Here is a 19,752-nt window from a genome sequence, read left to right as displayed (position 1 = left end):
AAAGGCAAGCCTGATTCATTGATATAGCCGTCAAGACGACGGGCGATAAGGAGATCGTGAAGCATGGCTTTCAAAACATGGCAAACGGGCGTTCATATTCAACAGGATAGGGTGCGGATCGTTGCGCTGGCACGGGAGAAGTCGGGCTGGTGCATGCGCCGCTGGTGGGCGATTCCTCTGGACGAGGGCATCATTCGTGACGGCAAAATTTGTCAGCCAGAACAGCTGGTTGATGCGTTACGCGACTGGCGGAAAACGCTGCCGCACTACCACCGGGTGTTCCTCTCTTTCCCGGCAGCACGCACCCTGCAACGGACGCTCCCCCGCCCGACCGTCGCGCTGCGCGACAGCGAGCAGCTCTCATGGCTTGGTGCGGCGCTCGCGCGCGAACTGGAGATGTCTGCCGATACGCTCTGTTTCGATTACGCGCAGGATACCTTCAGCAATACCTTTCACGTGACCGCCGCGCAAAACAACGAGATCGACACCCTGCTGGCGCTGGCGAAAACGCTGCGTTTGCGGCTGGTGGCGATTACGCCGGATGCCAGCGCGCTGGCGAATCTTCTTCCCGCGGTGGCACCAGCGACGTGCGTCGCCTGGCGGGACGAGCGGCAGTGGCTGTGGGCGATGCGCCACCAGTGGGGACGCCGTTTTACGACAGAAGCCGAAAGCGTGGCCGAGCTGGCGGCGCTGCTGGCGCTTGGTCCGGATGACATCGCGCTGTTTGATAGCCGACGTGACCCGTGGGAAATCCTGGAGCGCTGCCAGGCCCCGCTACCGGACTGCGGCGCTGATTATACCGTTGCGCTGGCGCTGGCGCTGGCCATGAGCGAGGTGCCCGGATGAGCCTCATGAACTTTCTGCCCTGGCGACAGCAGCGGCGCGCACGATGCCTGCGTTTCTGGGGGGCAATGTGTGTCGGCACCGTGCTGTTGATGTTCGCGATCATTTTCTGCCTGCGGATAAACCCTGTTATGAGGCTACACGTGCTGCAAACGGAGCTGACGGGAACGCAGGCCGTGCAGCACGCTCTTGCCTCCCGGCAGAAACTCGCCTCACAGGCGCAGAAGCCAGCGCAGACCCTTCAACGACGCGCATGGCAACCGGTTCTGGAATCCCTTTCCCGCGCCACTCCTTCACAGGTCTGGCTGACAGAGCTGCGCTATCAGCCTCCTGCTCTGATGTTGACCGGGTATGCCATAACCCTGCCAGCCCTGTCTGCTCTGCGCGATGCGCTGGGCCAAATAGCGGGTTTTACGCCCGGAACGGCGGGTGAGCTTCGGCAGGACAGCCAGGGGCGCTGGATGTTCACCCTCCATCTTAAAAGCGAGGGGTAACGCATGGATACCCTGTTAGAACGCTGGTGCGAAAGCCGTCCCTGGTATCGGGTGCTTTTCTGGTGTCTGGGGAGCCTCCTGGCAGGACTGGCCGCGTGGGGTACCTTGCTCAGACCGCTGGACAGGCAGTGTGCTGAACGACAGCGACAGCTGATTCAGGACGCGAGGACGAACGCGGCGTTATGGCCTGCCGTCAGAAAGGTGCCGTTTCGTACGGAAACAACGGAAGTACGCGAGCTGACGCCGTTTTCCCCGCTCGATTTTCAGGGTGATAACGCGACGCTGGTTCACTGGAAGCCGCTGCAAAACGGAGGGGAACTGATGCTGGAGGTGGAGTGGCAGGCTCTCCCGGCGCTTTTTTCCCGGCTGGCGCAGCGGGATGTGCAGATCGCCGCTTTCGCGATTGCACCACAAGGTACAGCGTTGCGCCTGCGACTGGAGCTGGAACATGCGAAATAGCGCGCGATATTTGCTGGTTTGCTCAGCGCTGCTATTGACCGGCATGCGCGATCCGTTTCGCCCGCCGGACGATCCCTGTGCCATTGGCGAGCTGGCGCAGTGGCGCTATCGCGGCATGGTGGGAGGACAGCAGGCTATCGGCATTTTACAGGATGGGCAAAAGCGCTGGTACCGGCTGAAAACGCATGAACGCTTCCCGGCGGGCTGGACGATAACAGCCATCAATGAAACGGAACTGGTTGTTGATGTGGGTGACACATGTGAACCAGGAACATGGACGTGGCAACGAGAAGGAACGGATAAGAATGAATTTACGGATAATGCTGTGGCTGATGGCGTTCAGCCATCCGCTGTGGGCCGCCGCGCCAAAACCGGTCACGCTGGTGGTGGATGACGTGCCTGTAGTCCAGGTGCTGCAGAGCCTGGTCGCACAGGAGAACCGAAATCTGGTGATATCGCCTGACGTCGGCGGCTCGCTTTCGCTCAACCTGACGCGCGTCCCCTGGCGGCAAGCGTTACAGACGGTTGTCACCAGCGCTGGCCTCGTTTTGCGAGAGGAGGGCGGCATTTTTTATGTTCATACCGCGGCCTGGCAGCGTGAACAGCAGGAGCGCTCAGAACAGGAGCGAACGCGTCGACAGCTTGAGGCGCCGCTGGTTTCTCACAGCCTCGCTTTCTCCTATGCCGATGCCGGAGAGCTGCAAAAAGACGCTGAAAAACTCCTGAGCCCAAAGGGAAGTTTGTCTCTCGACAAACGCACCAACCGGCTGCTGATTCGCGATAACCAGACGGTGGTGGAGACGCTGCAGCGCTGGGCCGCTCAGATGGATATTCCTGTCGAACAGGTCGAGCTGGCGGCGCATATTGTGACCATTAATGAAAAAAGCCTGCGTGAGCTGGGAGTGAAATGGAATCTCGCCGACGCCGCCGACGCGGGAAAGGTTGGCCAGCTCACCACGCTTGGCAGCGATCTTTCCGTCGCCAGCGCCACCAGCCACGTGGGTTTTAACATCGGACGGATCAATGGTCGGCTGCTGGATCTGGAGCTTTCTGCGCTGGAGCAAAAACAGCAGGTCGATATCATCGCCAGCCCGCGGCTGCTGGCCTCGCATATGCAACCGGCCAGCATCAAGCAGGGGAGTGAAATTCCGTATCAGGTCTCAAGCGGCGAAAGTGGCGCAACCTCCGTTGAGTTTAAAGAGGCGGTATTAGGGATGGAGGTCACGCCGGTGGTCTTACCGGGAGGGCGCGTGCGCCTGAAATTGCACATCAGTGAAAATATGCCGGGACAAGTCCTGCAGCAGGCTGACGGCGAAACGCTGGCGATCGACAAACAGGAGATAGAAACCCAGGTGGAGGTAAAAAGTGGAGAAACGCTGGCGTTGGGGGGAATTTTTTCGCAGAAGAACAAAACTGGCAGCGACAGCGTGCCGGGGCTGGGGAAAATCCCCTGGCTTGGGCAGCTTTTTCGCCACGATGGGAAGGATAATGAACGGCGCGAGCTAGTGGTGTTTATTACACCACGTCTGGTCGGTATTCGCTGACGGGTAACGATCCCCGCAATGATTTTGCATTCAGTTTGTTGCAGATGTTTGACGTGGGGCATGAATTAGCATACAAGGAGTACCGATTTGAGTTGGACTTACGTCTTATTACCTTATGCGCCCGGCGCGGTGATTTAATCAGTTGCCAAACAAGCCGGAGTATTGAGATAATTTTTAGTCTGACTCTCGCTCTATTGCATATGAGGTTTCAGTTCATGTCCTGCTACGCTGGGTGTCTGCGAAGCGGGAATTACCATTAACGAATAGTCTTAGTAGTACCGATAAAATGGCAGAGAAACGCAATATCTTTCTGGTTGGGCCTATGGGTGCCGGCAAAAGCACTATTGGGCGTCAGTTAGCTCAACAACTCAATATGGAATTTTACGATTCTGATCAAGAGATTGAGAAACGAACCGGAGCTGATGTGGGCTGGGTTTTCGATGTAGAAGGCGAAGAAGGTTTCCGTGACCGAGAAGAAAAAGTGATCAACGAACTCACGGAAAAACAGGGCATCGTTCTGGCAACAGGCGGCGGTTCTGTGAAATCTCGCGAAACCCGTAACCGTCTCTCCGCCCGTGGCGTAGTGGTCTATCTTGAGACGACCATCGAGAAACAGCTGGCACGTACGCAGCGCGATAAAAAGCGCCCGCTGCTGCAGGTTGAAACGCCACCACGCGAAGTTCTGGAAGCGTTGGCCGATGAACGCAATCCGCTGTATGAAGAGATTGCCGACGTGACCATTCGTACTGACGACCAGAGCGCTAAAGTGGTTGCAAACCAGATTATTCATATGCTGGAAAGCAACTGATTCTGGCTTTATATACACTCGCCTGCGGGTAAAAGCATTAAAGGTGGATGTCGCGTCATGGAGAGGATTACAGTTACTCTCGGGGAACGTAGTTACCCTATCACCATCGCGGCTGGTTTGTTTAACGACCCAGCTTCCTTTTTACCACTGAAAGCGGGTGATCAGGCGATGCTGGTCACCAATGAGACGCTGGCTCCGCTTTATCTTGACCGCGTACGCCACCTGCTTGAGCAGGCGGGCGTAAAAGTCGACAGTGTGATTCTCCCCGATGGCGAGCAGTATAAAAGCCTGACGGTACTGGATACCGTCTTTACCGCATTGCTGCAAAAACCGCACGGTCGCGATACAACACTGCTTGCCCTGGGCGGCGGTGTTGTGGGCGATCTGACCGGCTTTGCGGCCGCAAGCTATCAACGTGGCGTCCGTTTTATTCAAATCCCGACCACGTTGCTGTCCCAGGTCGACTCCTCTGTGGGTGGCAAAACGGCAGTCAACCATCCGCTCGGCAAAAACATGATTGGCGCGTTCTACCAGCCCGCATCGGTGGTGGTGGATCTCGACTGTCTGAAAACCCTGCCGAAGCGCGAACTGGCTTCGGGTCTGGCAGAAGTGATCAAATACGGCATTATTCTCGATGGCGAGTTCTTTAGCTGGCTTGAAGAGAATATGGATGCGCTGCTGTGCCTGGATGAGGCTACACTGGCATACTGCATTCGTCGTTGTTGTGAACTGAAAGCAGAAGTTGTCGCTGCAGACGAGCGTGAAACGGGCTTACGTGCTTTACTGAATCTTGGGCATACGTTTGGCCACGCCATTGAAGCCGAGATGGGTTACGGCAACTGGCTGCACGGTGAAGCCGTCGCGGCCGGTATGGTCATGGCAGCGCGCACCTCTGAACGTCTGGGGCAGTTTAAACCTGAAGAGACGGCACGCATCATTGCGCTGCTTGAGCGTGCAGGTTTGCCGGTAACCGGGCCGCAGGAGATGTCGGCGCAAGCGTATTTACCCCACATGATACGCGATAAAAAAGTATTGGCAGGTGAGATGCGTCTTGTACTCCCGCTTGCAATAGGGAAGAGTGAAGTGCGTGGCGGAGTGCCGCACGATGTCGTTCTTGGCGCTATCGCTGATTGTCAGCAGGCGTAACAACTAGAAAGGTCAGGCCACTGTCGCAGGTGGTCGTTTAGCTTCAGGTGAAATGCAAAGTCGTTAGCATAAGCCTTTGAGTGGGGTGTTAAATGGATGAATTCAAACCAGAAGACGAGCTGAAACCCGATCCCAGCGATCGTCGTACTGGTCGTTCTCGTCAATCTTCAGAACGTGATAACGAGCCGCAGATCAACTTTGACGATGTTGATCTGGATGCAGACGATCGTCGCCCTTCGCGCAGCCGCAACGCGCACGAAGAGCGAGCAGAAGAGGATTATGAGTCCGAAGAAGATTCAATGGACGAACAGCCTGTAGAGCGTCGCCCACGTAAACGTAAAAAAGCCGCTGCGCCGAAACCGGCTTCCCGCCAGTACATCATGATGGGCCTGGGCGTTCTGGTGCTTGTGCTGCTGATTGTCGGCATTGGCTCCGCGCTTAAAGCACCGTCAACGAACTCAACCGAGCAAACTGCTTCCGCTGAGAAGAGCATCAACCTGTCCGGTAACGATGCGACCAATCAGGCGAATGGCGCACAGCCTGCACCGGGTGCGACTTCCGCAGAGCAGACCGCAGGTAACACCACAGCGCCGCAGGATGTTTCTCTGCCGCCCGTTTCTTCAACCCCTGCTCAGGGTCAGGCACCTGCTACGCCTGAAGGCCAGCAGCGCGTAGAAGTTCAGGGAGATTTGAACAATGCGCTGACGCAGCCGCAGAACCAGCAGCAGGTTGATAACGTCGTGGTTAACTCTACGCTGCCAACTGAGCCGGCAACCGTTGCCCCAATTCGCGGCGGTAACGCTCAGCCACAAACGGCTGCGACGGAAACCAAACCGCGCCAGACGCAAACTGCGACGCGTCCTGAACGTAAGCAGGCGGTGATTGAGCCTAAGCGTGAAACCAAACCTCAGGCAGTCGTAAAAGCGCCTGAAGTGAAAGCGGTACCGGCACAGCCGAAACGCACCGAAACGGCTGCGGTGAGCGAGCCTGCTAAAGCGCCAGTCACGCAGACTGCGCCGAAAGCAACGGCAACCACAGTGGCACCTGCAGCAACGGCTCCGGCAGCCACGGCAACAGCCTCCAGCAGCGCCGCAGGCAAAACTGCAGGTAACGTTGGCTCGATGAAGTCTGCGCCATCCAGCAACTACACGTTGCAGCTGAGCAGTTCGTCTAACTATGACAACCTCAACAGCTGGGCGAAGAAATCAAATCTGAAAGACTATGTTGTTTATCAGACGACCCGTAACGGTCAACCGTGGTATGTGCTGGTCAGCGGCGTTTATTCGTCCAAAGATGAAGCGAAACGTGCCGTAGCGGCACTGCCAGCGGATGTTCAGGCAAAAAATCCCTGGGCGAAGCCGATTCATCAGGTTCAGGCCGATCTGAAGTAATGTTTAAAGCGCAGGATGCTGTCGGAGCTTTCTCCACAGCCGGAGAAGGTGTAATCAGTTAGTCAGCATGAAAAAAAATCGCGCTTTTCTGAAATGGGCTGGGGGGAAATACCCCCTGCTCGATGATATTAAAAAGCACCTGCCAAAAGGCGAGTGTCTAATCGAGCCTTTCGTGGGCGCAGGATCGGTGTTCCTGAACACCGATTTTTCTCGTTATATCCTGGCGGATATCAACAACGACCTCATCAGCCTCTATAACATTGTTAAGCTGCGTACCGAAGAGTATGTCGCAGAGGCGCGCAAACTGTTTACGCCGGAGAACAATCAGCCGGACGTTTACTACCAGTTCCGCACTGAGTTTAATCAGAGTCAGGATCCGTTCCGTCGGGCGCTGCTGTTCCTCTATCTCAACCGTCATGGTTACAACGGCCTGTGCCGCTATAACCTGCGCGGGGAGTTTAACGTGCCGTTTGGTCGCTATAAGCGCCCGTATTTCCCGCAGGACGAGCTGTACCACTTTGCCGAAAAAGCGCAGAACGCAGAGTTTCATTGCCTCTCCTATGAAGAGTGTATGGAGCTGGCAGGCGTAAACTCGGTGGTTTACTGTGACCCGCCTTACGCACCACTGTCGGCAACGGCGAATTTCACCGCTTATCACACCAACAGCTTCAGCCCGGCCGAACAGGCCCGTCTGGCGGAGATGGCAGAAAAGCTGGTCAGCAAAAGAATTCCGGTGTTAATTTCGAATCACGACACGCCTGATACGCGCGAATGGTATAAAGCCGCGAAGCATTTTCAGGTCAAAGTGCGGCGTAGCATTAGCAGCAACGGCGGCACACGTAAAAAGGTGGACGAACTTCTGGCTCTTTATCGCCCCTGAGCCGTTTTGCCCGCCGGTAAACACATTTCAAGGAGAAGCGGATGAAACAGTTTTTGATTGCTCCCTCAATTCTGTCGGCCGATTTTGCCCGCCTGGGTGAAGACACCGCCAAAGCTCTCGCGGCTGGCGCAGATGTCGTCCATTTTGACGTTATGGATAACCACTACGTCCCTAACCTGACCATTGGCCCAATGGTGCTCAAGGCATTACGTAACTATGGCATTACCGCGCCTATCGACGTTCACCTGATGGTGAAGCCTGTTGATCGCATCGTGCCTGACTTCGCCGCAGCGGGTGCCAGTATCATCACTTTCCATCCGGAAGCCTCTGAACACGTGGACCGCACGCTGCAGCTGATCAAAGAGAACGGCTGTAAGGCGGGCCTGGTGTTTAACCCGGCCACGCCGCTGAGCTATCTCGACTATGTCATGGACAAGCTGGACGTGATCCTGCTGATGTCCGTTAACCCGGGCTTTGGCGGTCAGTCGTTCATTCCCCACACGCTGGATAAGCTGCGTGAAGTGCGCCGTCGTATTGATGAGTCAGGTTACGATATTCGCCTGGAAGTGGACGGCGGTGTGAAAGTAAATAACATTGGTGAAATTGCGGCAGCCGGCGCGGATATGTTCGTTGCAGGTTCGGCAATTTTCGACCAACCGGATTACAAAAAAGTCATTGATGAAATGCGCCGTGAGCTGGCGAAGGTAAGTCATGGATAAATTGCAGGCAATTCGGGGTATCGCATTTGACCTCGACGGCACGCTGGTCGACAGCGCGCCGGGCTTAACGAGCGCCGTAGACCAGGCGCTGTACGCCCTTGAACTCCCCGTTGCGGGAGAAGAGCGCGTGGTAACGTGGATTGGCAACGGCGCCGATGTCCTGATGGAGCGCGCGTTGACGTGGGCGCGTCAGGAGCGCGCGTCGCAGCGTTCCGCGCAGGGTAAACCGAGCGTTGACCACGCTGACATCCCTAAGGATGAACAGCTGCGGATTCTGCGCAAACTGTTCGATCGTTTCTATGAAGAGACCGTCGAGGAGGGCAGTTTCCTGTTCCCGGACGTTCAGGAAACGCTGAGCGCGCTGCACGCGAAGGGCATTCCGCTGGGGCTGGTGACCAACAAACCGACGCCGTTTGTTGCACCGCTGCTGGAAGCGCTCGATATCGCGAAGTATTTCTCCGTGATTGTGGGCGGCGACGACGTGCAGAACAAAAAGCCGCATCCGGAACCGCTGTTGCTGGTGGCAGGAAAATTATCCTTAACGCCTGCGGAGCTGCTCTTTGTCGGGGATTCGCGCAATGATATTCTGGCTGCCCGAGCGGCAGGGTGTCCTTCCGTCGGATTAACCTATGGCTACAACTACGGTGAAGCCATCACGCTAAGTGAGCCGGATGTGGTCTTCGACCACTTCAAAGATTTGTTGCCCGCACTCGGGCTTTCGCACAGTGAACATCAGGAATTGAATAATGACTAAGCCCATCGTTTTTAGTGGCGCACAGCCTTCAGGTGAATTGACCATTGGTAACTACATGGGTGCGTTACGTCAGTGGGTCAGCATGCAGGATGAGTACCATTGCATTTACTGCATCGTCGATCTCCATGCGATTACCGCGCGTCAGGATCCTGAGAAGTTGCGTAAAGCTACCCTGGACACCCTGGCGCTGTACCTGGCCTGCGGCATCGATCCTGAGAAGAGCACCATTTTCGTTCAGTCTCACGTGCCGGAGCACGCGCAGCTGGGCTGGGCGCTGAACTGCTACACCTATTTCGGCGAGTTGAGCCGTATGACCCAGTTCAAGGATAAATCCGCGCGCTACTCTGAAAACATCAACGCCGGTCTGTTCGACTATCCGGTGCTGATGGCGGCGGACATCCTGCTGTATCAAACCAACCAGGTACCGGTAGGTGAAGACCAGAAGCAGCACCTGGAGCTGAGCCGCGATATCGCCCAGCGCTTTAACGCGATTTACGGCGATGTGTTTAAAGTGCCAGAGCCATTCATTCCGAAGTCCGGTGCGCGCGTGATGTCGCTGCTGGAGCCGACCAAGAAGATGTCCAAGTCTGACGATAACCGCAACAACGTTATCGGCCTGCTGGAAGATCCGAAATCTGTCGTCAAAAAGCTCAAGCGCGCGGTCACCGACTCCGACGAGCCGCCTGTAGTGCGCTACGACGTGCAGAACAAAGCGGGCGTCTCCAACCTGCTGGATATCCTCTCCGGCGTGACCGGCCAGAGCATTCCTGAACTGGAAAAACACTTCGAAGGCAAGATGTACGGCCACCTGAAAGGTGAAGTGGCAGACGCCGTTTCCGGCATGCTGACCGAGCTGCAGGAGCGTTATCACCGCTACCGTAACGATGAAGCTTTCCTGCAGAAGGTGATGAAAGACGGCGCGGAAAAAGCCAGCGCGCGCGCGTCCGAAACCCTGAAAGCGGTGTACGAAGCGATTGGGTTTGTGGGTAAACCTTAGGTAAAAGCAAAACGGTAACCACGTTACCGTTTTTAGGGTTGTACCCTCTCACTGTGGGAGAGGGTCAGGGTGAGGGCATCAGGCCGCACTTCCCTAAACAAAAAAACCGGGATATCCCGGTTTTTTTACGCCTGAAAAACGCTTACTGATCCGCCGCCGGGCCGCAACCGCCGATGATCTTCGAAATGGAGACCGCCGGGTGCAGCAGGTAATCGTAGCTGCAGTTATTTTTGGTGTTCTGTACATGACCGGTACAGGCAGTCAGAGTCGATAACAGGCCAACCAGAACGGCGGCTTTTGCCAGTTTGAACATACGCATTCCTTGTCTTAAAAACGAAAGTTGGATGTAACTCAAGGGAATAAAGGGAGAAATTCCACTTCGGGGCGGTATGTTATCGACAGCGGTAAGAGGGGAGTAGTCCGCATAAGGACTACTCCGCAAAGGAAGAATATGCGTTAGTGATTTGAGAACCAGTTCAGCTTATCGCGCAGCTCAACCACGCGACCCACCACAATCAGCGCCGGGCTTTCGACCTGCTGAGCTAGTTCACCGAGCTGCGTCAGTACACCATTCACCACGCGTTGCTTGATGGACGTACCGTTTTCCACCAGCGCAACCGGCATATCAGCCTCCATGCCGTGCTCCAGCAGCTTCGCCTGAATCGTCGCGGCCTGGTTCAGCCCCATGTAGAAGACCAGCGTTTGCTTTTCAGCGGCCAGGTTATGCCAGTCCAGCTCGCAGCCGGTTTTCAGATGGCCCGTCACCAGACGCACGCTCTGGGCATAGTCGCGGTGGGTCAGCGGAATGCCAGAGTAAGCTGAGCAGCCGGATGCCGCCGTAATGCCCGGCACCACGGAGAACGGAATACCCGCGTCACACAGGGTTTCCAGCTCCTCGCCGCCGCGACCAAAGATAAACGGATCGCCACCCTTAAGGCGCACCACGCGCTTACCTTTCTGCGCCTCGCGCAGCAGGATCTGGTTAATCTCCTCCTGCGGCACGCAGTGATAGCCCGCCCGTTTTCCAACGAATACGCGGTCGGCATCGCGGCGTACCAGGTTCATGATGTCATCGGAGACCAGGCGATCGTAAACCACGGTATCGGCCTGCTGGATCTGCTGTAGCCCTTTCAGCGTCAGCAAGCCCGCATCGCCGGGGCCTGCGCCCACCAGCACCACTTCGCCGCGATGGTCCAGCGGCTCGCTCAGGAGCCGTTCGGTCGTCTCTTCAACGGCCTTGGTGTCCTGATTAGCCAGCGACTGCGCCAGCCTGTCGTTCACAAAGAATTTTTCCCAGAAGCGGCGGCGCTCGCCCACGGTGGAGAAAGTTTGCTTCACGCGGGAGCGGAGCTGCCCGGCGTAATGCGCAATCTGACCAAGGTGCTGCGGCAGCACGGCCTCCAGCTTTTCCCGCAGCAGGCGGGCGAGAACCGGCGAGCGTCCGCCGGACGACACTGCAATCATCAGCGGCGAGCGGTCAATAATCGAGGGCATGATAAAGCTGGCCTCTTTCGGCGCATCCACCACGTTGCAGAAGATTCGGCGCGCTTCGCAGGCGTCGCTGACGCGCTGGTTCACTTCATCGTCGTCCGTTGCGGCAATCGTCAGCCAGCAGGTATCGAGCAGGGATTCATTAAACTCACCCTGTTCCAGCGTGAGCATCCCTTCCTGGGCCCAGACCTCAAACTGTGGGGCGAAGGCGAGGGCGTTGACGGTGAGCCGGGCGCCAGCCTCTAACAGCAGGCGCGCTTTGCGTTCAGCCACGTCGCCGCCGCCCACGAGCAGGCAGTCGCGGTTGCGTAATTGACAAAAAATCGGCAGGTGATCCACGACGTTACCTCGCAGCTTTCATGGAGGGGGTAAGAATTGACGTCAGGATAACAGCAGGAATCGTACAAAACATACGGTTTTTCCTGCCGTTACCCACAAGGGGTCATAAGCTATTCGTATTGAAAAGGCGGGGGATTAGCCTTTCAACTGCACCTTGCCGTCCTTCACGCGAACGTCATAGTGCTTCACTGAATGACTCTCATCTTCCATGCAGTAACCGTCGCTTAAGCGGAAACGCTGCTTTTTCAGCGGGCTGGCGACCCACAGTTCGCCCTGATGCTCGGCAATCAGTCCGCGGGAGAGCACGCTGGCCTCGAAGAACGGGTCGATATTGCTGATGGCAAAAACCTGTTCATCGTGGCGAGGGCGGAAAATCGCAACCTGCTCGCTGCCCAGCAGCGCGCATACGCCGGTGGCCGGGATGATGTCGTTAATATCGCAAATGTTTATCCACTGGCTCATGCGTTTTCCTCCACCAGCTTGACCGGAATACGTTCATACGGTGTCGCTGGACGATGCTGTTCACGCTCGGGCACTACCTGTACGTTCGGGTCGCGCTGGGTGCTGTTGATGAAGTGTTTGAAGCGCGTCTGCGCCGCCGGGGTGTTGACGGTTTCCGTCCATTCGCAGATCACCGCCTCGCGCAGGTGCGCCATCTCCGCTTCCAGGTGCTCGTTCAGGCCCAGCTTGTCGTCGATGATCACCGCTTTCAGGTAGTCGATGCCGCCTTCCAGGTTATCGAGCCAGGAGGCGGTACGGGTCAGCTTATCGGCGGTGCGGATATAGAACATCATGAAGCGGTCGAGATACTGAATCAGCGTGTCGCGATCGAGATCCGCCGCCAGCAGGTCCGCGTGGCGTGGCTTCATCCCGCCGTTGCCGCAGACGTACAGGTTCCAGCCCTTCTCGGTGGCGATGATCCCCACGTCTTTACCCTGCGCTTCCGCACATTCGCGGGTACAGCCGGAGACGCCAAACTTCATTTTGTGCGGGGTGCGGATGCCTTTGTAGCGGTTTTCCAGCTCCACGCCGAAGCCCACGCTGTCGCCCACGCCGTAGCGGCACCAGGTGCTGCCCACGCAGGTTTTCGCCATGCGCAGCGCTTTGGCATACGCGTGACCGGTTTCGAAGCCGGCTTCAATGAGCTGACGCCAGATTTCCGGCAGATCGTCTTTCTGCGCGCCAAACAGGCCGATACGCTGGGAACCGGTGATTTTGGTGTAGAGGTTAAATTCACGCGCAATACGACCCACGGCGACCAGCCCTTCCGGCGTGATTTCGCCACCGGCTGAGCGTGGAATAACGGAGTAGGTGCCGTCTTTCTGGATGTTCGCCAGGAAGTTGTCGTTGGTGTCCTGCAGCGGCGTATGTTCCGGCTTGAGTACGTACTCGTTCCAGCAGGAGGCCAGCAGGGAGCCGACGGTCGGTTTACACACTTCGCAGCCGTAGCCCTGGCCGTGTTTCGCCAGCAGTTCGTCGAAGGACATGATGCCTTCCACGCGGATCAGGTGATACAGCTCCTGGCGAGAATACGCGAAGTGCTCGCACAGGTTGTTGTTCACTTCGATGCCCTGTTTCGCCAGTTCGGCGTTCAGCACCTGAGTGACCAGCGGAATACAGCCGCCGCAGCCGGTACCGGCTTTGGTTTCCGCTTTCAGCGCCGCCACGGTGTGGCAGCCTTTGTTGATGGCGGAGATCAGCATGCCTTTGGTGACGTCGAAGCAGGAGCAAATCTGCGCGCTGTCCGGCAGTTTATCCACGCCGATAGACGGCTTGCCGCTGGACGCGTGCGCCGGGAGGATCAGCGCATCCGGGTTTTCCGGCAGTTCGATGGCGTTCAGCACCAGCTGGAGCAGGTTGCCGAAGTCGCTGGTGTCGCCCACCAGCACCGCGCCGAGCAGGGTTTTGTTGTCCTGGCTGACGATGAGGCGTTTGTAGACTTCTTTGCTTTCGTCGAGATAGACATAGCTGCGAGCGCCGGGCGTGCGGCCATGCGCATCGCCAATACCACCCACGTCCACGCCCAGCAGCTTCAGCTTGGCGCTCATGTCTGCACCGGTAAACGCGTTTTCGCTGCCGAGGATATGGTCCACGGCGACCTGCGCCATTTTGTAGCCCGGCGCCACCAGGCCGTAGACGCGGTTATTCCAGCTGGCGCATTCGCCGATGGCGTAGATATCCGGATCGGAGGTCTGGCAGGCGTCGTTGATCATGATCCCGCCGCGCTGCGCCACGGCCAGCCCGCACTGGGTCGCCAGCTTGTCGCGCGGGCGAATACCGGTGGAGAAGACGATGAAGTCCACTTCCAGCTCGCTGCCGTCGGCAAAGCGCATGGTTTTGCGCGCTTCAGTCCCTTCCTGAACGATCTCTTTGGTGTTTTTGCTGGTGTGAACCTTCACGCCCATGCTTTCGATTTTACGACGCAGCTGGTCACCGCCCATGTGGTCGAGCTGTTCGGCCATCAGCATCGGGGCAAATTCGATGACGTGGGTTTCAACGCCGAGGTTTTTCAGCGCGCCTGCCGCTTCCAGACCCAGCAGGCCGCCGCCGACGACCGCGCCGCGACGGCTGCGACGGGCGCAGGATTCGATGGCGTTGAGGTCTTCAATGGTACGGTAGACGAAGCAATCCTGAGTTTCCGAGCCTTTGATCGGCGGGATCCACGGATAGGAGCCCGTCGCCATGATCAGCTTGTCGTAAAAAACCGTACGCCCGGCGCTGGAGTGGATCACTTTTTCCTGACGGTTGATGGTGATAGCGCGTTCGCCCACCAGCACTTTTACGCCATGCTTCTCGTAGAAACCTTCGCGCACCAGAGAGAGCTCTTCGGCGGTATGATGGGAGAAGTAGGAAGACAGGTGCACACGGTCGTACGCCTTGCGGGGTTCTTCACAGAATACGGTAATATCGAACTGCTCAGCATCGGCCTTATCGAGAAGATCCTCGATAAAGCGGTGGCCGACCATGCCGTTACCGATGATAGCGAGTCTGACTTTGCTCATTATTGCCTCGATTTCTTTTCTATTATTGCCTACCTTAACGATTCAGCAGGAGTGCTTATTGATGCAAATCAAATACGTCTTCGCCTACTCCTTAGGTGGTATGCGACTGATTTGTCAGGATTTTTATAAGTGGCGGAAATCGCAGGCTTTTCGTGCCCGTTGAATTTGTGTACAAATCAGGGGCGGTTTTGCCAAAATCGATACGCCTGAATATCAGCGGCGTTTTTTAGGGGAAGGGTATGTCTACAACACCGTTATGGCTTGTTCAGAATGTTCGTTTACCGGGTCACGAAGGGCTGTGGCAGCTCGCCATTGAGAACGGGCGATTTGGTGACATCACCCCGATGAACGACACCCACGCCGAAAGTTATGAAGTATTGAACGCGCGCGGTGGTCTTGCTATCCCGCCGTTCATTGAGCCGCATATCCATCTTGATACGACCCAGACCGCGGGTGAGCCGAGCTGGAACCAGTCCGGCACGCTGTTCGAAGGCATTGAGCGCTGGGCGGAGCGCAAGGCGTTGCTCAGCCATGAGGATGTTAAAGCGCGCGCCTGGAAAACGCTGAAGTGGCAAATTGCCAACGGCATCCAGTTTGTCCGCACCCATGTGGATGTCTCCGACCCGACGCTCACCGCCCTGAAGGCGATGCTGGAGGTGAAGCAGGAGGTTGCCCCGTGGGTGACGCTGCAAATCGTTGCGTTCCCGCAGGAAGGTATTCTCTCTTACCCGAACGGCGCGGCGCTGCTGGAAGAGGCGTTAAAGCTGGGGGCCGACGTGGTGGGGGCGATCCCGCACTTCGAGTTCACCCGCGAGTATGGCGTGCAGTCGCTGCATATCGCTTTTGAACTGGCGAAGAAGTATGACCGTCCGCTGGATATCCACTGCGATGAAATCGACGACGAGCAGTCGCGGTTTGTCGAGACGGTGGCAGCGCTGGCGTATGAGGCCGGTATTGGCCCGCGCGTGACGGCCAGCCACACCACCGCCATGCACTCCTACAACGGTGCTTACACCTCGCGGCTCTTCCGTCTGCTGAAAATGTCGGGGATTAATTTCGTTGCCAACCCGCTGGTCAACATTCACCTGCAGGGACGCTTTGATGATTATCCGAAGCGCCGCGGCATCACCCGGGTGAGAGAGCTGCAGGAAGCGGGCATTAACGTCTGCTTCGGCCATGACGACGTCTTCGACCCGTGGTACCCGCTCGGCACCGGCAACATGCTGCAGGTGCTGCATATGGGGCTGCACGTCTGCCAGATGATGGGCTATCCGCAAATCGACAGCGGTCTGAATCTCATCACCCATAACAGCGCCCGTACCTTCGGCCTGAGCGATTACGGTATTGCCACGGGGAACCCGGCGAACCTGATTATTCTGCCTGCCGAGAGCGGGTTTGAAGCGGTGCGCTGTCAGGTGCCGGTGCGCTGGTCGATTCGTCAGGGACGCGTGATCGCCACGACGCAGCTGGCGCAGACGTGGATCCAGATGGATATCGGAGGAGAAGAGGTAAGTTTTGCCAGAAACAGCCCCTCTGCCGAGCGCAAAGGGGCGTAGGGGTTAGTGAGACGCTGCTGCCGCGTTGTGCTGGCGGTGGCGGGTCACGAAGCCCAGAATGAAGCACATGATGAATACCACGGCATACAGACCGTTCGCGGTGTGCAGCGCCGCCAGCGGGCCGCTGTGGGCGACGATCGGGCCGGTGACCACGAAGGTCAGCATGGTGCCGATGGTGCCGCAGGTCAGGACGAAGTTAACCAGCTTCGGCGAGGCCACTTTGGTCTGCAGGGAGCCCAGGGTGATGATCGAGGTATAAATGGCGCTGGAGAAGAAGCCCAGGGTCAGAATGAACCACGGCATATGCTCCGGGGAACCGTTGATGAACAGGTACATCAGCACGGTCGCCAGCCCCGCCAGCACGGTCAGAATGCGCTGCAGGTCGAAGAAGCGCAGGATGAAGCTAAACGCCCACATGCCGAACATGTAAGACATCCAGAAATCGCTCACCAGTTTACCCGCGTCGTTCAGGCTCATGCCCAGCCCTTTGGCGTACTCCGGTACCCAGGAGATAAAGCCCAGCTGGCCTAGGATGTAGCACAGCGCGGCAACGGAGAGGAACAGCACGCCAATGCCCCACTTTTCCTTCGCAACGGGCTCTGCCGTGGTTTGTGCTTTCTTGCCCAGCACCGGGAAGTCGCAGCCGAAGGTCAGAATAAAGATCGCCACGTAGACCAGGCCGATGCAGGCATAGACCCAGTACCACTCAATGCTGCGCGCCAGCAGAACCGCCGCGAGCATCGGAAAAATCATTCCGGCCATGCTGAAGAAGGAGTCGGTAAACAGCAGACGCGCGCCGCGCTGGCGGCCTTCATACATATGGGTAATCAGGAACGTACCGATCGACATGGTGATCCCGCTGACCAGACCCAGCACGAACATGGCGGCGGAGAACAGGGCGATGCTGTGGCTCAGCATCAGGCCCGCCACGGCGGCAACCATCAGCACAAAGCCAAAGCGTAGCTGGGTTTTCAGCGGGACGATTTCCATTAGCCAGGCATTCAGGAAGATAGAGATCAGGATCCCCGCGTTGAGGAAGGTAAAGGTGTTACTCATGCTGGAAACGGGCAGCTGGAAGTAGTCTGCGATATTCCCCATCACCATCCCGGTGACGATCACCAACGCGCCGGTCAGGGCGTAGGAGAAGAAGCTGATCCATGTGAGCTTGATGCGATTGCTGTTAGTCATGTCTGGCCTGTTCAGAAAAAGAAAAACGCCCGGGGGGCGCTGAGAGCGGGCAGATTTTAGTCGCTAAAGTGATCTATTCCTATCTTTTAAGGGCAATGAGTACGTCATTGCAGGTTTTAGTGTGATCTAAATCACATTATTTGACGGCGTAACCAATCGTTTGCGCGGTAATAATTGTTTCAATTTCGTAAAATTAGGTAAAAGGCTGGTCTCCGTTCATACTGCTCTTTAGAATCAAGCCATTCGCTTTTTATACTGCGCTTTGTTAAGGAATTCTCATGCTCAAATCAACACTGGCGGCTGTCGCAGCTGTGTTTGCTCTTTCTGCCGTTTCCCCTGCTGCGCTGGCAGCCAAAGGGGACCCTCACGTTCTGCTGACCACCTCTGCCGGGAATATTGAGCTGGAACTGAATAGCCAGAAAGCCCCTGTTTCCGTGAAAAACTTCCTCGACTATGTGAACAGTGGTTTCTATAACAACACCACTTTCCACCGCGTGATCCCAGGCTTTATGGTGCAGGGCGGCGGCTTCAACGAGCAAATGCAGCAGAAGCAGCCGAACCCGCCAATCAAAAACGAAGCGGACAACGGCCTGCTGAACAAACGCGGCACCATCTCCATGGCGCGTACCGCAGACAAAGACAGCGCGACCAGCCAGTTCTTCCTGAACGTGGCGGATAACGCCTTCCTCGACCACGGTCAGCGCGACTTTGGCTATGCCGTTTTCGGTAAGATTGTGAAAGGCATGGACGTGGCCGATAAGATTTCTCAGGTGCCTACTCACGACGTCGGTCCGTACCAGAATGTGCCGTCAAAACCGGTGGTTATCCTCTCCGCAAAAGTTCTGCCGTAATTCTTCTGAACGCGGGCTTCTTCTGCCCGCGTTATATGACCCTCCCTGCGAAAGCGCGTTTTGCTGCTTATACTTGTGGCAAACGGACTATTCAGGGAGGCGTTAAGTGAAAAAGCTCACCGACAAGCAAAAATCCCGTCTCTGGGAACAGCAGCGTAACGTCAATTTACAGGCCAGTTGTCTCCTTGAAAAAGGTAATGGTCCCTCAGAGCCCCATATTGAGACGCTGGAGCTTGGGCCTTCCGCGCCCGGGTTGCCCCATCTGTGCCTCATTCATCGTCATCTGTACCGCAGCGAGATGAAGCGGGCAGGCGAGTTACGTACCGACGATATTTTTAAGGGTGACATTCCTTTCTGCCATTTCGAATACATCGAGAAGATGGGCAACGAGCTAATGGCGGCGCTGGAAAGCGAAAAGTATCTCGTGGGTCTTGAGAAAGCGGCGTTTGTTGACCGGGTTAGCCACTATTACTGCGAAATCAACATGCTGCATCCATTTATGCGCGGCAACGGTATTGCCCAACGCGTTTTCTTCGAGCAGCTGGCGCTCCACGCAGGCTACGCATTGGACTGGCGCGATATCGATCCCGACCAGTGGGTGACGGCTAACCGAAGCGGCGCAACGGGAGATTTAACCGCGCTCAACGCTATCTTTGCCAAAGTAGTGAGCGAAGCGCGGGAATCTGAGTAGAATAGGGCGGCATTTTTTTCGGGAGCCGCCATGATTCTGCTGATTGATAACTACGATTCCTTCACCTGGAACCTTTACCAGTATTTTTGTGAACTGGGTGCAGAGGTGGTTGTCCGCCGTAACGACGAGATCGGACTGGCCGATATCGGGATGCTGGCTCCGCAGAAAATCGTGATTTCTCCGGGGCCGTGTACGCCGTCAGAATCGGGTATTTCTCTGGATGTTATCCAGCACTATGCCGGCAAGCTGCCGATCCTGGGCGTTTGTCTGGGCCATCAGGCGATTGCTCAGGCGTTTGGTGCCACCATCGTGCGCGCCGCGAAAGTGATGCACGGTAAAACCTCTCCGGTCACCCACGCCGGCACCGGGGTATTCACGGGGCTCAATAACCCGTTAACCGTGACGCGCTACCATTCCCTGGTGATTGACCCGTCGACCCTGCCCGACTGCTTTGAGGTGACCGCCTGGAGCGATACGCAGGAGATCATGGGGATTCGCCACCGCGAATGGGACCTCGAAGGCGTGCAGTTCCACCCGGAAAGCATCCTCAGCGAGCAGGGGCACGCGCTGCTGGCAAATTTCCTCAATCGCTGAATATC

At 56.8% G+C, this 19,752-nt stretch carries 21 protein-coding genes; 16 read left to right on the top strand and 5 right to left on the bottom strand.

Annotation, left to right across the window (positions count from 1 at the left end; translation table 11 throughout):
- Positions 1-63 precede the first annotated feature (63 nt).
- From pilM to trpS, 12 genes are all read left to right on the top strand, one after another.
- Positions 64-846, top strand: a complete 783-nt coding sequence (gene pilM, locus ACERY3_RS17645; RefSeq protein ID WP_373226169.1) for a pilus assembly protein PilM — start codon at positions 64-66, stop codon at positions 844-846.
- The gene (locus ACERY3_RS17640) at positions 843-1,337 is read left to right on the top strand and encodes a PilN domain-containing protein (RefSeq protein ID WP_373226168.1); all 495 of its coding nucleotides are present in this window, start codon (positions 843-845) and stop codon (positions 1,335-1,337) included. The genes pilM and ACERY3_RS17640 overlap by 4 nt, the downstream gene beginning before the upstream one ends.
- Positions 1,338-1,340: 3 nt before the next feature.
- The gene (locus tag ACERY3_RS17635) at positions 1,341-1,796 is read left to right on the top strand and encodes a HofO (protein WP_094934891.1); all 456 of its coding nucleotides are present in this window, start codon (positions 1,341-1,343) and stop codon (positions 1,794-1,796) included.
- Positions 1,786-2,190, top strand: coding sequence for a HofP DNA utilization family protein (locus ACERY3_RS17630; protein ID WP_373226167.1), 405 nt, complete (start codon positions 1,786-1,788; stop codon positions 2,188-2,190). Before ACERY3_RS17635 ends, ACERY3_RS17630 begins: the two co-directional genes overlap by 11 nt.
- On the top strand, positions 2,117-3,340 hold the full coding sequence (gene hofQ / locus ACERY3_RS17625) for a DNA uptake porin HofQ (protein WP_231113511.1): 1,224 nt from the start codon (positions 2,117-2,119) through the stop codon (positions 3,338-3,340). Before ACERY3_RS17630 ends, hofQ begins: the two co-directional genes overlap by 74 nt.
- 286 nt (positions 3,341-3,626) lie before the next feature.
- A complete protein-coding gene (aroK, locus tag ACERY3_RS17620; RefSeq protein WP_003861630.1) occupies positions 3,627-4,148 on the top strand; it encodes a shikimate kinase AroK in 522 nt (173 codons plus the stop codon).
- A gap of 57 nt (positions 4,149-4,205) precedes the next feature.
- Positions 4,206-5,294 carry a 3-dehydroquinate synthase gene (aroB, locus tag ACERY3_RS17615; RefSeq protein ID WP_373226166.1) on the top strand — a complete coding sequence of 363 codons (1,089 nt, stop codon included), beginning with the start codon at positions 4,206-4,208 and terminating at the stop codon, positions 5,292-5,294.
- 92 nt (positions 5,295-5,386) lie between these two features.
- Entirely contained in the window at positions 5,387-6,685 is a 1,299-nt protein-coding gene (damX, locus tag ACERY3_RS17610; protein WP_319876844.1) for a cell division protein DamX, read from the top strand.
- A gap of 67 nt (positions 6,686-6,752) precedes the next feature.
- Positions 6,753-7,565, top strand: a complete 813-nt coding sequence (gene dam, locus ACERY3_RS17605; RefSeq protein WP_033146808.1) for an adenine-specific DNA-methyltransferase — start codon at positions 6,753-6,755, stop codon at positions 7,563-7,565.
- Positions 7,566-7,606: 41 nt separating this feature from the next.
- Positions 7,607-8,284 (top strand): ribulose-phosphate 3-epimerase, encoded by a 678-nt coding sequence (gene rpe / locus ACERY3_RS17600; RefSeq protein WP_024907923.1) that lies wholly within the window; start codon positions 7,607-7,609, stop codon positions 8,282-8,284.
- Entirely contained in the window at positions 8,277-9,038 is a 762-nt protein-coding gene (gene gph / locus ACERY3_RS17595) for a phosphoglycolate phosphatase (RefSeq protein ID WP_033146807.1), read from the top strand. Before rpe ends, gph begins: the two co-directional genes overlap by 8 nt.
- Complete coding sequence (gene trpS, locus ACERY3_RS17590; protein ID WP_023309477.1) at positions 9,031-10,035, top strand: tryptophan--tRNA ligase; 1,005 nt, start codon at positions 9,031-9,033, stop codon at positions 10,033-10,035. Before gph ends, trpS begins: the two co-directional genes overlap by 8 nt.
- A gap of 142 nt (positions 10,036-10,177) precedes the next feature.
- Here the strand turns inward: trpS and ACERY3_RS17585 are convergent, their stop codons facing one another.
- The 4 genes from ACERY3_RS17585 to nirB all read right to left on the bottom strand — a co-directional run bounded on the left by ACERY3_RS17585 (position 10,178) and on the right by nirB (position 14,867).
- Positions 10,178-10,348, bottom strand: a complete 171-nt coding sequence (locus ACERY3_RS17585) for a YhfL family protein (RefSeq protein ID WP_058841980.1) — start codon at positions 10,346-10,348, stop codon at positions 10,178-10,180.
- A gap of 143 nt (positions 10,349-10,491) precedes the next feature.
- Positions 10,492-11,865 (bottom strand): siroheme synthase CysG, encoded by a 1,374-nt coding sequence (gene cysG / locus ACERY3_RS17580; RefSeq protein ID WP_224979669.1) that lies wholly within the window; start codon positions 11,863-11,865, stop codon positions 10,492-10,494.
- Positions 11,866-12,000: 135 nt separating this feature from the next.
- Entirely contained in the window at positions 12,001-12,327 is a 327-nt protein-coding gene (gene nirD / locus ACERY3_RS17575; RefSeq protein WP_023309475.1) for a nitrite reductase small subunit NirD, read from the bottom strand.
- On the bottom strand, positions 12,324-14,867 hold the full coding sequence (gene nirB, locus ACERY3_RS17570; RefSeq protein WP_373226164.1) for a nitrite reductase large subunit NirB: 2,544 nt from the start codon (positions 14,865-14,867) through the stop codon (positions 12,324-12,326). The genes nirD and nirB overlap by 4 nt, the downstream gene beginning before the upstream one ends.
- A gap of 239 nt (positions 14,868-15,106) precedes the next feature.
- On the opposite strand from nirB, the gene ACERY3_RS17565 reads away from it, so the two are divergent.
- On the top strand, positions 15,107-16,423 hold the full coding sequence (locus ACERY3_RS17565; protein ID WP_373226163.1) for a cytosine deaminase: 1,317 nt from the start codon (positions 15,107-15,109) through the stop codon (positions 16,421-16,423).
- A 3-nt stretch (positions 16,424-16,426) separates the two neighbouring features.
- Here the strand turns inward: ACERY3_RS17565 and tsgA are convergent, their stop codons facing one another.
- Positions 16,427-17,611, bottom strand: coding sequence for an MFS transporter TsgA (tsgA, locus tag ACERY3_RS17560; RefSeq protein WP_373226161.1), 1,185 nt, complete (start codon positions 17,609-17,611; stop codon positions 16,427-16,429).
- A gap of 278 nt (positions 17,612-17,889) precedes the next feature.
- Between tsgA and ppiA the strand changes: the two genes are divergently transcribed.
- The 3 genes from ppiA (at position 17,890) to pabA (ending at position 19,747) form a co-directional block, all read left to right on the top strand.
- Positions 17,890-18,462, top strand: coding sequence for a peptidylprolyl isomerase A (gene ppiA, locus ACERY3_RS17555; RefSeq protein WP_023309471.1), 573 nt, complete (start codon positions 17,890-17,892; stop codon positions 18,460-18,462).
- A gap of 106 nt (positions 18,463-18,568) precedes the next feature.
- Entirely contained in the window at positions 18,569-19,153 is a 585-nt protein-coding gene (locus ACERY3_RS17550) for a putative adenosine monophosphate-protein transferase Fic (RefSeq protein WP_207167869.1), read from the top strand.
- A 30-nt stretch (positions 19,154-19,183) separates the two neighbouring features.
- Positions 19,184-19,747, top strand: a complete 564-nt coding sequence (pabA, locus tag ACERY3_RS17545) for an aminodeoxychorismate synthase component 2 (protein ID WP_039263092.1) — start codon at positions 19,184-19,186, stop codon at positions 19,745-19,747.
- Positions 19,748-19,752: the final 5 nt, after the last annotated feature.

This window comes from Enterobacter cloacae complex sp. ESBL7 (genome assembly GCF_041679625.1).
In the GTDB taxonomy this organism is placed as follows: domain Bacteria; phylum Pseudomonadota; class Gammaproteobacteria; order Enterobacterales; family Enterobacteriaceae; genus Enterobacter; species Enterobacter asburiae_B.
This window is presented reverse-complemented; position numbering and strand designations above follow the sequence as displayed.

What these genes read in the sequence shown, in the direction of transcription:
- pilM (WP_373226169.1), top strand. Translation starts at nt 64, where the DNA reads ATGGCTTTCAAAACATGGCAAACGGGCGTTCATATTCAACAGGATAGG.
- ACERY3_RS17640 (WP_373226168.1), top strand. Translation starts at nt 843, where the DNA reads ATGAGCCTCATGAACTTTCTGCCCTGGCGACAGCAGCGGCGCGCACGA.
- ACERY3_RS17635 (WP_094934891.1), top strand. Translation starts at nt 1,341, where the DNA reads ATGGATACCCTGTTAGAACGCTGGTGCGAAAGCCGTCCCTGGTATCGG.
- ACERY3_RS17630 (WP_373226167.1), top strand. Translation starts at nt 1,786, where the DNA reads ATGCGAAATAGCGCGCGATATTTGCTGGTTTGCTCAGCGCTGCTATTG.
- hofQ (WP_231113511.1), top strand. Translation starts at nt 2,117, where the DNA reads ATGCTGTGGCTGATGGCGTTCAGCCATCCGCTGTGGGCCGCCGCGCCA.
- aroK (WP_003861630.1), top strand. Translation starts at nt 3,627, where the DNA reads ATGGCAGAGAAACGCAATATCTTTCTGGTTGGGCCTATGGGTGCCGGC.
- aroB (WP_373226166.1), top strand. Translation starts at nt 4,206, where the DNA reads ATGGAGAGGATTACAGTTACTCTCGGGGAACGTAGTTACCCTATCACC.
- damX (WP_319876844.1), top strand. Translation starts at nt 5,387, where the DNA reads ATGGATGAATTCAAACCAGAAGACGAGCTGAAACCCGATCCCAGCGAT.
- dam (WP_033146808.1), top strand. Translation starts at nt 6,753, where the DNA reads ATGAAAAAAAATCGCGCTTTTCTGAAATGGGCTGGGGGGAAATACCCC.
- rpe (WP_024907923.1), top strand. Translation starts at nt 7,607, where the DNA reads ATGAAACAGTTTTTGATTGCTCCCTCAATTCTGTCGGCCGATTTTGCC.
- gph (WP_033146807.1), top strand. Translation starts at nt 8,277, where the DNA reads ATGGATAAATTGCAGGCAATTCGGGGTATCGCATTTGACCTCGACGGC.
- trpS (WP_023309477.1), top strand. Translation starts at nt 9,031, where the DNA reads ATGACTAAGCCCATCGTTTTTAGTGGCGCACAGCCTTCAGGTGAATTG.
- ACERY3_RS17585 (WP_058841980.1), bottom strand. Translation starts at nt 10,348, where the DNA reads ATGTTCAAACTGGCAAAAGCCGCCGTTCTGGTTGGCCTGTTATCGACT.
- nirD (WP_023309475.1), bottom strand. Translation starts at nt 12,327, where the DNA reads ATGAGCCAGTGGATAAACATTTGCGATATTAACGACATCATCCCGGCC.
- nirB (WP_373226164.1), bottom strand. Translation starts at nt 14,867, where the DNA reads ATGAGCAAAGTCAGACTCGCTATCATCGGTAACGGCATGGTCGGCCAC.
- ACERY3_RS17565 (WP_373226163.1), top strand. Translation starts at nt 15,107, where the DNA reads ATGTCTACAACACCGTTATGGCTTGTTCAGAATGTTCGTTTACCGGGT.
- tsgA (WP_373226161.1), bottom strand. Translation starts at nt 17,611, where the DNA reads ATGACTAACAGCAATCGCATCAAGCTCACATGGATCAGCTTCTTCTCC.
- ppiA (WP_023309471.1), top strand. Translation starts at nt 17,890, where the DNA reads ATGCTCAAATCAACACTGGCGGCTGTCGCAGCTGTGTTTGCTCTTTCT.
- pabA (WP_039263092.1), top strand. Translation starts at nt 19,184, where the DNA reads ATGATTCTGCTGATTGATAACTACGATTCCTTCACCTGGAACCTTTAC.